The organism is Methylovulum psychrotolerans (assembly GCF_002209385.1).
GTDB classification, from domain to species: domain Bacteria; phylum Pseudomonadota; class Gammaproteobacteria; order Methylococcales; family Methylomonadaceae; genus Methylovulum; species Methylovulum psychrotolerans.
Map to the genome: position 1 here is coordinate 2,741,447 of NZ_CP022129.1, position 12,377 is coordinate 2,753,823.

General features: G+C 53.3%; 9 protein-coding genes. 7 read left to right on the top strand and 2 right to left on the bottom strand.

The genetic code is table 11. The annotated features are described in order from the left end of the window. The first annotated feature begins 124 nt into the window (after positions 1-124). The 5 genes from CEK71_RS22630 to CEK71_RS23925 all read left to right on the top strand — a co-directional run bounded on the left by CEK71_RS22630 (position 125) and on the right by CEK71_RS23925 (position 8,903). Complete coding sequence (locus CEK71_RS22630; protein ID WP_157679193.1) at positions 125-265, top strand: hypothetical protein; 141 nt, start codon at positions 125-127, stop codon at positions 263-265. Further along, on the top strand, positions 262-1,845 hold the full coding sequence (locus CEK71_RS12490; protein ID WP_088619700.1) for a calcium-binding protein: 1,584 nt from the start codon (positions 262-264) through the stop codon (positions 1,843-1,845). The genes CEK71_RS22630 and CEK71_RS12490 overlap by 4 nt, the downstream gene beginning before the upstream one ends. Before the next feature lie 494 nt (positions 1,846-2,339). Further along, positions 2,340-6,257, top strand: a complete 3,918-nt coding sequence (locus CEK71_RS12505; protein WP_088619703.1) for a beta strand repeat-containing protein — start codon at positions 2,340-2,342, stop codon at positions 6,255-6,257. 352 nt (positions 6,258-6,609) lie between these two features. Beyond that, positions 6,610-6,750, top strand: coding sequence for a hypothetical protein (locus CEK71_RS22635; protein WP_157679196.1), 141 nt, complete (start codon positions 6,610-6,612; stop codon positions 6,748-6,750). Continuing rightward, positions 6,747-8,903, top strand: a complete 2,157-nt coding sequence (locus CEK71_RS23925) for a beta strand repeat-containing protein (RefSeq protein WP_088619704.1) — start codon at positions 6,747-6,749, stop codon at positions 8,901-8,903. The genes CEK71_RS22635 and CEK71_RS23925 overlap by 4 nt, the downstream gene beginning before the upstream one ends. Before the next feature lie 46 nt (positions 8,904-8,949). Here the strand turns inward: CEK71_RS23925 and mobA are convergent, their stop codons facing one another. Next, positions 8,950-9,540 (bottom strand): molybdenum cofactor guanylyltransferase MobA, encoded by a 591-nt coding sequence (mobA, locus tag CEK71_RS12515; protein ID WP_088619705.1) that lies wholly within the window; start codon positions 9,538-9,540, stop codon positions 8,950-8,952. A gap of 303 nt (positions 9,541-9,843) precedes the next feature. On the opposite strand from mobA, the gene CEK71_RS12520 reads away from it, so the two are divergent. After that, a complete protein-coding gene (locus tag CEK71_RS12520) occupies positions 9,844-10,239 on the top strand; it encodes a hypothetical protein (RefSeq protein WP_088619706.1) in 396 nt (131 codons plus the stop codon). A 185-nt stretch (positions 10,240-10,424) separates the two neighbouring features. Next, the gene (nhaD, locus tag CEK71_RS12525) at positions 10,425-11,861 is read left to right on the top strand and encodes a sodium:proton antiporter NhaD (RefSeq protein WP_088619707.1); all 1,437 of its coding nucleotides are present in this window, start codon (positions 10,425-10,427) and stop codon (positions 11,859-11,861) included. A gap of 46 nt (positions 11,862-11,907) precedes the next feature. Here nhaD and CEK71_RS12530 read toward each other — a convergent pair whose 3' ends face one another. Then, complete coding sequence (locus CEK71_RS12530) at positions 11,908-12,360, bottom strand: ATP-dependent zinc protease family protein (RefSeq protein WP_088619708.1); 453 nt, start codon at positions 12,358-12,360, stop codon at positions 11,908-11,910. Positions 12,361-12,377 lie beyond the last annotated feature (17 nt).

A 12,377-nucleotide genomic window follows, 5' to 3' on the forward strand; every position in this document is an offset into this window, starting at 1 on the left:
TTAGCCAACACACGGAATATCCCTAAAAAAAGCGGATACTGGGCAAACGATTTATAGCGCTTGTATGGGTCATGTATTCACAAGCAACGCGCTATACGCGTTAAATCCTTATTAGGAGAGAAAAATGACTGTTACTACCTTCAATACCCTACCGCAAGCTTATAGGGCTGACAGCAATCCCAAACGTGCGCCAGTTACCCCACTATCTGTTGTTTTATCCACACCAATAAAGAACCCTAACTTAGGACAGGAAAAATCATTATGAGCACTTATACACTGACTAACAACTCGGACAATTTTGTTGGCAAATTGGCCGATGACGCGTTTAAGGGAACTTATAATGATGGCGGTACCGGCACCTGGACTGCTCTTGACAGTCTCAATGGCGGTGCGGGTTTTGATTCCCTAAGCATAACCCCGTTAGGCGTTGCCGCGATTACTATTGATGATGGCTATTGGAGCCATGTCAGCAATATCGAAAAAGTGCTGATCGGCAGCACCGGCCCCGGGGCGCAAACGTTAACCACGGGCGCACTTTTTGAAACCGCCTTTGCGGTTGCAGGGCTTACCTTAAAGACGAATTCGGATGCAGGCGCGGTTTCGGTGAATATGGGTTCGTTTACCGGCGACACTTCGCTCACCGTCACTTCTACGGCGGGCGCACAGGCTATTATCATGGGTACGGGCACTAATACAGTGATTGCGGATTCTTCGGGCGGGGCGCAAACCATTACCAGTAACGGTGCTAACGCGATCACCATGGCGGTAAAATCAATGGCGGGGGTGCAGACCATTTCAACGGCGGATGGTGCGGATGTGATAACGGCTACCACCACAGCGGCCACCAACACCATCAGTACGGGTGCTGGAGACGATACTGTCCATATCTTAGCCGCAGCTACGGGTGGCTATATCATTAACGCGGGTACAGGTGATGATTTAATCAGTGGTGGCGGCGGGAATGACTCAATAGACGGAAGCGATGGCAATGATAAGCTGAACGGTGGTACGGGAAATGACATACTGGTCGGCGGTCTTGGCACAGATGTCCTGAACGGCGGTACAGGCGCTGATACGCTGACAGGCGGTGATGGTTCCGACCTCTACGTTATCGACAACGCCAGTGACATCATCATCGAAACTAATGCCGATGCCAGCGTGGGTGGTATTGACCGGGTGTATAGTTATTTGAACGCTTACACGCTGGCCACCAATCTGGAAAATGGCATACTGCTGTCCACGGGTGCAGCTGACCTGACGGGCAACGGTCTTGACAATAGGCTGTTTGCGGGTGCAGGTGACAATGTCCTTGATGGTGGCCTAGGTACCGACACCATTTTTTACCTTTACGCCGCCAGTGCCGTTAGTGTCAGTTTAGCGGTGGCGGGTAGCCAAAACACCCTGGGGTCCGGCTCGGACACCCTCATCGGCATTGAAAACCTGACGGGCAGCAACTATAGTGACACGCTGACGGGCGATGCGGGAGCCAATATATTGGTTGGGCGTGCGGGGTTTGATACTCTGACGGGCGGTGGCGGCAATGATATTTTTGGCTTCAACGCCTTATCCGATATGGGTACGCTTAGCGGCGCAACTGATGTCATCACCGACTTCGTGAGCGGCCAAGACAAAATCGACCTCTCCACCTTAGATGCCAATACCGCCACGGTCGCCAATAATGCTTTCTCCGGTTTTATCGACAATACGGCCAGTTTCACGGCGGCCGGCCAGCTGATGTTTTTGGACGGTGTGTTATACGGCAACACCAATGCCGACAGCTCGGCAGAGTTCGCCATCCAATTGACCGGGGTAACCACACTGGCTACTGGCGACATCCTATTGTAACGGCTTTTTGGTAAACCTTATTCAGCCCAAAGCCTATAGCCTTGACCAGCATTCGCCCCGAAAGATCCTTCTTTTCGGGGCAAATCCCCTCTATCCACCCAAAACCCATTAGCCTTTGGTTTATCGGCTGATACCCAAGCCTTTTACTACAGGCTTCTGGATATTTTCTATCTTCCAAACCGTAGACTATCTGCCGAAAAAGCCAACGCATTATGTTGACTAACGCACAGAATCCCCCTGAAAAAAGCAGATACTGGACAGACGATTTATAGCGTTTGTATGAGTCATGTATTCACGGGCAACATGCTATATGCGTTAAAACCTCATCAGGAGAGCACAATGGGCATGACTATGACTACCCGCACCGCAGGACAACAGGCTTATATGGCTTGTATCAATAGCAAAGACAATTTTGCATGTATAAGGATAGCCTATCCGCTATCGGTTTTTACGTCCACAGTGGCGACGGACAATAACTTAGGAGCAAAACTAGTATGACTACTTATACACTGACTAACAATGTGGACAATTTTGTCGGCGGGCTTGGCGATGACACTTTTGCAGGAACTTATAATGACGGGGCGACCGGCACTTGGGGTATTCTTGATTCCCTTGATGGCGGCGCGGGTTTTGATACCTTAAGCGTAACGCCTATTGGCACTGCCGCGATCACTCCGAATGACAGTTATTGGAGCCATATCAGCCATATTGAAAAAGTGGTGATCAACACCACCGGCCCCGGGGCGCAAACCTTGACCACAGGGGCTTTTTTTGAAGCCGCTTTTGCGGGAGGAGTTGCCTTAGATACAAGCTCAGGCGCTGGTGCAATTACGGTGGACATGAGTTCGTTTACCGGAGCCGCCACACTCACCACCACCTCTACGGGCGGGGCGCAGGCTATTGTTATGGGTATGGGCCCTGCCACAGTAATGGCAACATCCGATGCCGGCGCCTTGACTATCAGCGGTGTAGGCCTGACTTCGGTACAGGCCACTACCACAGGGGCGGGGGCGCAGACGATAGGGGATAGCAGCGGCGGTGGTGCGCAACTGGTCATGGTGACGGCGGCGGACATTGGCGGAGCGCAGACCATTACCAGCACCAGTACCAATGCGGTCAAGGTGATTGCCACCTCAACGGCGGGGGTACAGACTATTTCAACGGGTGCGGGTGCGGATGTGATAAACGCCGCAACCACCGCTGCCATCAACACCATATCCACAGGAGCAGGTAACGATACCGTTAACATTTCGGCGGCGGCGACAGGTGGCTATACCATTAATGCGGGTATAGGTGATGACTTCGTAAACGGTGGGGCGGGGAATGACGCTATCAATGGGGGCGACGGCAATGATAAGGTGCGTGGTGGCGCAGGTAACGACACGCTGACGGGCGGTTTGGGTGATGATACCCTGAACGGTGGGGCTGGTGCCGATACCATGACAGGCGGTGACGGCTCTGACAACTACAATGTTGATAATGCCGGTGATATCGTTATCGAAACTAACGCCAACATTGGCACCGGAGGTGTAGATATAGTCAACAGTTCCATTAACGCCTATACCCTAACCGCCAATGTGGAGACGGGGCGGGTGCTAGCGGCGGGGGCAGCCAATATGACCGGTAATGGCCTTGCTAACCTGCTTTATGCGGGTGCGGGCGACAATGTCCTTGACGGTGGCCTAGGCGTTGACACCGCCTCTTACCTTTATGCCGCCAGTGCCGTCACGGTCAGTTTGGCGGTGGCGGGCAGCCAAAACACCCTGGGGGCCGGCTCGGACACCCTTATCGGCATCGAAAACCTCAATGGCGGCAACTATAACGACACGCTGACGGGCAACGCGGGGGCTAATGTCCTGAATGGCGATGCCGGTGCCGACACCATGACAGGCGGTGACGGTGCCGACACTTATTATGTCGATAATATTGGTGATGTGGTCACGGAAACCAACGCCGCCAGCACGGGCGGCATCGACATGGTATACAGCAGCCTTAACGCCTATACCCTAACCGCCAATGTGGAGACGGGGCGGGTGCTGGCGGCGGGGGCAGCCAATATGACGGGCAATAGCCTTAATAACCTGCTTTATGCGGGCGCGGGCGACAATGTCCTTGACGGCGGCCTGGGCGTTGACACCGTCTCTTACCTTTACGCCGCCAGTGCCGTCACGGTCAGTTTGGCGGCGGCGGGCAGCCAAAACACCCTGGGTTCCGGCTCGGACACCCTCATCAGCATTGAGAAATTGAATGGCAGCAACTATAACGACACACTGACGGGCAACGCGGGGGCTAATGCCCTGAGCGGTGGGCTCGGTGCGGACACTCTGGTGGGCGGCGACGGCTCTGACAGCTATACTGTCGATAACGCCGGTGACGTGGTCACAGAAACCAACGCCGCCAACGCGGGCGGCATCGACACCGTGAACAGTAGCCTTAACGCCTATACCCTAACCGCCAATGTCGAGACGGGGCGGGTGCTGTCGGCTGGGACGGCTAACCTGACAGGTAATAACCTTGATAACCTGCTTTATGCGGGCGCGGGCGACAATGTCCTTGACGGCGGCCTGGGCGTTGACACCGCCTCTTACCTTTACGCCGCCAGTGCCGTCACGGTCAGTTTGGCGGTGGCGGGCAGCCAAAATACCCTAGGGGCCGGCTCGGATACCCTTATCGGCATCGAAAACCTCAACGGCGGTAACTATAACGACACACTGACGGGCAACGCGGGGGCTAATGTCCTAAATGGCGATGCCGGTGCCGACACCATGGCAGGGGGTGACGGTGCCGATGCTTATTATGTCGACAATATCGGGGATGTGGTCACGGAAACCAACGCCGCCAGCACAGGCGGCATTGACACCGTGTACAGCAGCCTTAACGCCTATACCCTAACCGCCAATGTGGAAACGGGGCGGGTGCTGTCGGCGGGGGCGGCCAATATGACGGGCAATAGCCTTGCTAACCTGCTCTATGCGGGCGCGGGCGACAATGTCCTTGACGGCGGCTTGGGCGTTGACACCGTCTCTTACCTTTACGCCGCCAGTGCCGTCACGGTCAGTTTGGCGGTGGCGGGCAGCCAAAACACCCTGGGGTCTGGCTCGGACACCCTTATCGGCATCGAAAACCTCGATGGCGGTAACTATAACGACACGCTGACGGGCAACGCGGGGGCTAATGCCCTGAGCGGTGGGCTCGGTGCGGACACTCTGGTGGGGGGCGACGGTTCTGACAGCTATACTGTCGATAACGCCGGGGATGTGGTTACAGAAACCAACGCCGCCAGCACAGGCGGCATTGACACCGTGTACAGTAGCCTTAACGCCTATACCCTAACCGCCAATGTGGAGAACGGTCAACTGCTGTCGTCGGGGGCGGCCAATATGACGGGCAATAGCCTTAATAACCTGCTTTATGCGGGTGCGGGCGACAATGTCCTTGACGGCGGCTTGGGCGTTGACACCGTCTCTTACCTTTACGCCGCCAGTGCCGTCACGGTCAGTTTGGCGGTGGCGGGCAGCCAAAACACCCTGGGTTCCGGCTCGGACACCCTCATCGGCATTGAGAAATTGAATGGCAGCAACTATAACGACACGCTGACGGGCAACGCGGGAGCTAATGACCTGAACGGGAGCGGCGGAGCAGACACTATGGCGGGTGGAAATGGCTCTGACTACTATTATGTTGATAATGCCAGTGATGTGGTCACGGAAACTAACGCCGCCAGCACGGGCGGCATCGACACGGTTTTCAGCTACCTTAACGCCTATACCCTAACCGCCAATGTGGAAACGGGGCGGGTGCTGTCGGCGGGAGCGGCCAATATGACGGGCAATAGCCTTGCTAACCTGCTCTATGCGGGTGCGGGCGACAATGTCCTTGACGGCGGCTTGGGCGTTGACACCGTCTCTTACCTTTACGCCGCCAGTGCCGTCACGGTCAGTTTGGCGGCGGCGGGCAGCCAAAACACCCTGGGGTCCGGCTCGGACACCCTCATCGGCATTGAGAACCTGACGGGCAGCAACTATAACGACACGCTGACGGGCGACGCGGGAGCCAATATATTGCTTGGGGGTTCGGGGTTTGATACCCTGACGGGCGGTGGCGGCAATAACATTTTTGACTTCAACGCCTTATCCGAGATGGGTACGCTTAGCGGCGCAACTGATGTCATCACCGACTTCGTGAGCGGCCAAGACAAAATCGACCTCTCCACCTTAGATGCCAATACCGCCACGGTCGCCAATAATGCTTTCTCCTCATTTATCGACAATACGGCCAGCTTCACGGCAGCCGGCCAGCTGATGTTTTTGGACGGTGTGTTATACGGCAACACCAATGCCGACAGCTCGGCAGAGTTCGCCATCCAATTGACAGGGGTAACCACACTGGCCATCAGTGACATCATATTGTAACGGCTTGCTGTAAAACCCTACCCAACCTAAAACCCGTAGCTTGACAAGGCATTCGCCCCGAAAGAGTCTTCTCTTTGTGGCGAATGCCCTCCATCTACCATGAAACCTATAGCTTAAAGTCCATTATCTACAATTTTTGGTTAACTTGGAGTTATCCGATACCCCGAAAAGTCTTTTACTACAGACTGCCGTACACCCTCACCTTCCGAAAGAGCCAACGCATTATGTTGACTAACGCACAGAATACCCCTGAAAAAAAGTGGATACTGGACAGACGATTTATAGCGCTTGTATGAGTCATGTATTCACGGGCAACGCGCTATACACGTTAAATCCTTATCAGGAGAGAATAATGGCTGTTACTACCCTCAATACCCCACAGCAGACTTATAGAGCTTGCCTTAATTCCGAATGTGTACAAATAACCCTATTTTTGGTGTGTATAACCGCACTGGCGATGGACAATAACCTAAACCAAGGAGAAGCCCTATGACCACTTATACCTTAACCACCAATACCGACAATTTTGTCGGCGGTCTTGGCAAGGACGCTTTTAAGGGGACTTATAATGACGGGGCAACCGGTACCTGGGGGCTGCTTGACACCCTTAACGGCGGTGCGGGTTTTGACACCTTAAGCATAAACCCCATTGGCACTGCCGCAATCACTCCTGATGACCGTTATTGGAGCCATGTCAGCCATATCGAAAAAGTGGTGATCAACACCACCGGCCCTGGGGCGCAAACCCTGACCACAGGGGCGTTTTTTGAAGCGGCCTTTGCGGGTGCAGGGGTTGTCTTAAAGACGACTTCGGGCGGGGGTGCAATTACGGTGGATATGAGTTCGTTTACTGGCACCACCACCCTAACCACCGTAACTACAGGTGGCGCACAAGCCCTCACTATGGGTACAGGACCTGCCACCGTGACGGCAAAATCCGGCGCGGGGGCATTGACCATCAACGGCGCAGGCCTGACCTCGGTACTGGCTATCACCACAGGGGCAGGTGCCCAAACCTTAGGGGATGGCAGTGGCGGCGGCGCACATCTGGTCACGGTGACGGCAACGTCTATTGGCGGCGCACAGACGATTACCAGTACCAGCACCCACGCAGTCACAGTGCAAGCACATTCGACAGCGGGTGTGCAGACCATTCTAACAGGTGCAGGGGCGGATATGATTAACGCGGCCACCACAGCCGCCATTAACACCATTGCTACGGGTGAAGGCGATGATACCGTCAATATCGCAGCGACGGCCACAGGTGGTTATAACATCAACGGCGGTCTAGGTAATGACATAATAAACGGCGGGGCCGGCAACGACTCAATTGCCGGCGGCGACGGCGACGATAAACTAGACGGCGGGGCGGGTAATGACACCCTGACAGGCGGCTTGGGCGATGATGTCCTAAACGGTGGAACGGGTGTTGACAGTATGACGGGAGGCAACGGCTCCGACCTCTACGTTGTCGACAATGCCAGTGATATTATCATCGAAAGCAACGCCGATGCCAGTATGGGTGGTATTGATCGGGTCTATAGCTACTTGGGGGCATACACGTTAGTGGCTAATCTGGAAAATGGTTTGATCATGTCCACAGATGCGGCTAACCTGACGGGTAACAACCTCGATAACCTGCTGTATGCAGGGGCGGGTGATAATGTCCTGGATGGCCGTCAAGGTTCTGATACGGTCCTATACACTTATGCAGGCAGTGCCGTTACGGTCAACTTAGCGGTGACGGGTAGCCAAAACACCCTAGGCTCTGGCCTGGATACCCTTATCTCTATCGAGAACCTGTTGGGAAGCGACTATAACGACACGCTGACGGGTAATGCCGGAGGCAATATACTCAATGGCGGGCTTGGTGCCGATACTCTGATAGGCGGCGACGGTAACGACCGCTACACGGCCGACAATAGCCGCGATGTCATCATTGAAACCAACGCTACCAAAGCAGGGGGCATCGATATTGTGTACAGCGATTTGAGTGCTTACACTTTGGGGACGAATATCGAAAATGGCCGGGTGAACGCCACGGATGCGGCTAACTTGACCGGCAACAGCCTGAATAATGTGCTATATGCGGGGGTGGGCGACAACGTCCTTAACGGTGGCCTAGGCATCGACACGGCTTCTTATCTTTACGCCAGCAGTGCCGTTACCGTTAGTTTAGCCGTAACCTCCACCCAAAATACCCTAGGTTCCGGTTCAGATACCTTAATCGGCATTGAACGCTTAACAGGCAGCGACTATAACGACACCCTGACAGGGAATGCCAAAGTTAATGTCTTGACGGGAGGGATGGGAGCAGACACCCTAACGGGTGGCGGCGGCAAAGACATTTTTGATTTTAACGCCTTATCCGACATGGGCGCACTTAGCGGCAATGCCGACATCATCACCGACTTCGTCTGCGGACAGGACAAAATTGACCTTTCCACGCTTGATGCCAATACCGCCACTACCGCCAACGACGGGTTTAGCGGATTTATAGACAACACCACCAGCTTTAGCGCGGCGGGACAATTGATGTTTTTAGACGGTGTGTTATACGGTAGCACCAATACTGACAGCTCGGCAGAATTTGCTATCCAATTGACCGGCATAACGGCGTTAGATAATAGCGATATCCGTTTATAATGGGCTGATTGCCGGACAGAACCAACCTGTCCGGCATGAAACCCTATCACCTAACCCGCTCCAACCCCTCCAACTCCGCCATAGTATTCACATTGCTGAACAGCTCCGGCTGAGCGCCAAAATCCACTGTCACCGTGGCGTATTGCGCCAACCAAGTCTCCACTTTCCGTTGCCCACTGGCCAAATACGCTTGCAAATCCGTTTTTAATGCGGTCTTAACCGCCAAAAACACCGGATGCCAACGCCCCCCTTCAACCGCCACCGCCACATCGGCATTTTGCGCACGGCGGCAATCCACCAGCCTTTGCAAGTGTGCGGCCTGCATCAACGGCGCGTCGCAAGGCATAACCAACAGCGTATCCGCCTGGCTGTGCAGCATCGCCGTCAGGATACCTGCTAAAGGGCCATCAAAACTGTCGGTCAGGTCGCTGATAACAGGCCAGCCAAATTGCTGATAGGCTTCAATATTGCGGTTAGCATTAATCAGCAATTCCGTCACCACCGGACGCATGGCGGCAATGGCATAACTGACTAAAGGTTGCCCCTGAAAAAGGATCAAGCCCTTATCCTGATGCCCCATACGCCTAGCCAAGCCACCTGCCAGAATCACACCGGTTATCGCGTCTTTATTTTTCATAAAAATCGGTTATATCCTCATAAAGCCTTATTAATAATAACGTCGCCGCACTTTGTACCGTTAACGTTGCCTGCCAAGTATAGGCTTATTGCCATCTCACCTGAGAATCCTGAACGGATTTCAGTTAAAATGCCCCTATAGCCTAAAGGGGCTTAATCCTTAGGCAGGGGCATAAAATAATTCGGCATTGACCAGTCTGGCCTTCCGGTCTTTAAGAAACCTGAACAGTCTTCCGTTTATTTTATCTCCAGCCCTTACTTTACCGCCCCGTGTAGGGGCCTTTTATTCTGTCAGGCATTATCCATGAAAGCATCACCCCTATCGTTTATTGTCACCCTCGCCTTGATCGCCGTAACCTCGGCTTGCTCGACGACACCTGAACCAGCCCCCGCCGCCGCTACGGAGACGGTTCGCATTAACGACTTCCCTACCCGTGACCGTGTCGAGTATGTCCTCAACTGTGTCGCCCAACATGGCGGCTTAAGCTACATCAACCAGTACGCCTGTGGCTGCAAAATCGACAAAATTGCCGAAAAACTCAGTTTCAGCGATTATGAATCGGCAAAGACCTTTAGCTATCTGAAAGGCACACCCGGCGAAAGCGGCGGGGTATTCCGTGATCCTAAACAATCTAAAGACTTACGCGCCCAACTGAAAGAAGCCGAAGCATTAGCGGAAAAAAGCTGTTTTGTGAAATAACGCCGCTTTGTCCGTCCGTCAAGTAGGGAGAAACAACACTCCCTACCCTTTAAACCCCACCTTGCCCAGACGGCCAAACTTTTGCAAAATGCCTTGCAGAAGTTGATTTCCCTGCATTTTTGCTAGCAGTACCCCGCTTATTGCAGTAAAGTGTGCCTCATTCATTAGCTTATTTTTAAACTTGTATGGTCAGACGTTTTCTCCAAATCCTGTTATCTTGCCTCGTCATCGTCGGCTACCCGGCTTTTGCCTTAGCCGATGAAGCGGGCAGTGCGGCCTTAACGCCGCTCAACCTTACCGGACACTGGGTCGGTTATCTTGCTATTGCCATTTTTGCTTTCGCCTATGTGCTGGCAATGCTCGAAGAAGTTACGGAACTGCGCAAATCCAAACCGATGGTACTCGCCGCCAGCTTAATTTGGGCGTTTATTTCCGTCATTTACGTCGCCGACGGGATGAGCGCGTTATCTGGACAGGCTTTCCGTACCGCCCTAGAAGGCTTTGCCGAACTGTTTTTGTTCATCATGGTGTCTATGGCCTATCTTAATGCCATGGAAGACCGGGGCATTTTTGAAAACCTACGGATCTGGCTATTAAGCAAAAGCTTTAGCTATCGGCAACTGTTCTGGATCACCGGCTGGATGTCGTTCTTTTTATCCTCGGTATGCAACAACCTGACCACAGCACTGTTGATGGGCGCGGTTGTCTTGGCAATGGGAAAAAGCAATAAACGCTTTGTCAGCATCGCCTGTGTCAATATCGTCGTCGCCACCAATGCGGGCGGCTCGTTTAGTCCTTTTGGCGACATTACCACGCTGTTGGTCTGGCAAAAAGGGGTCGTACCGTTCGGCAGCTTCTATTCATTATTAGTGCCTGCTATGGTGAATTTTGCCTTGCCAGCGGCGTTGATGCACTTTTGGGTCCCCAAAGAACAACCCGCCGCCGCCATTGAAGAACCACAAATGAAGCGCGGCGGTATTACCATGATCGTGCTGTTTTTACTGACCATCATCACAGCGGTGTGCTTTGAAAACTTCCTGCATCTGCCACCGGCAGCGGGCATGTTAATGGGCTTGACTTACCTGAAATTTTTCAGCTACTACCTGCAAAAAACCCCGGGGCAAACGGCATTGCTCAATGCCGATGACATCGACATGCCGCCCGATTTAATTAAAAAGCAAGATTTTGATGTCTTTGAAAAAGTCGCCCACTTAGAATGGGATACCCTGTTGTTTTTCTATGGCGTAATGATGAGCGTCGCCGGTTTAAGCTTTATCGGCTATCTGGGCTTCGCGTCAAACTTTTTATACGACCAAATCGACCCGACCGTCGCCAATATCCTGGTCGGCATTTTCTCGGCGTTTATTGATAACGGCACAATTATGTATGCCGTACTGACCATGCACCCCGACATTTCCCAAGGTCAATGGTTGTTAGTGACCTTAACCGCCGGGGTTGGCGGCAGTTTGCTGGCGATTGGTTCGGCGGCGGGCGTAGGGTTGATGGGACAAGCCAAAGGCCTGTATACCTTTAGCAGCCATTTAAAATGGATGCCGGTGATTTTAGTCGGCTATTTTGGCAGTATCGGCATACATTTCTTGCTTAACCAGCGCTTCTTTTAAGGATTTAAAGCGGTGGGCTAATGGCGGCACACCCACCGCCATTAGCCTATTCCGAGCGGGGCTTGCCTTGCAAATAAGACGCGCCAGGGGCGACTTGAAAGTGCGCGGCCATTGCCGTGCGGCCTATGAGCATCCGAAACAGCATACTGTCACGGTTGGTCAAGGTCATTTCAGCCGTGATGACTGACGTGCCTATAATCAACTGCGTGTCGATCACATAACGGCGCTGCTTATGGCCACCCGAATCCGATACCATCCGCCTGTCCTTAACCGGTGCGTGGCATTCTATGGCAAGCTCGGTATTTTTTTGGCGCGGATGAATGGCAAACATCACCCACGGCGCCCCATCCTTAAGATACGGTTCAATGGTAAACGCATGTAAAGCCGACGACCTGGCCCCCGTATCAATTTTGGCTTTAATCTGCATAATGTTCAGCTCAGGCAAAGCCACCCATTCCCGCCAGCCTAGCATAGGCTTATCTGTTATTATTTCCGACATGATTTCCCCCACCTATC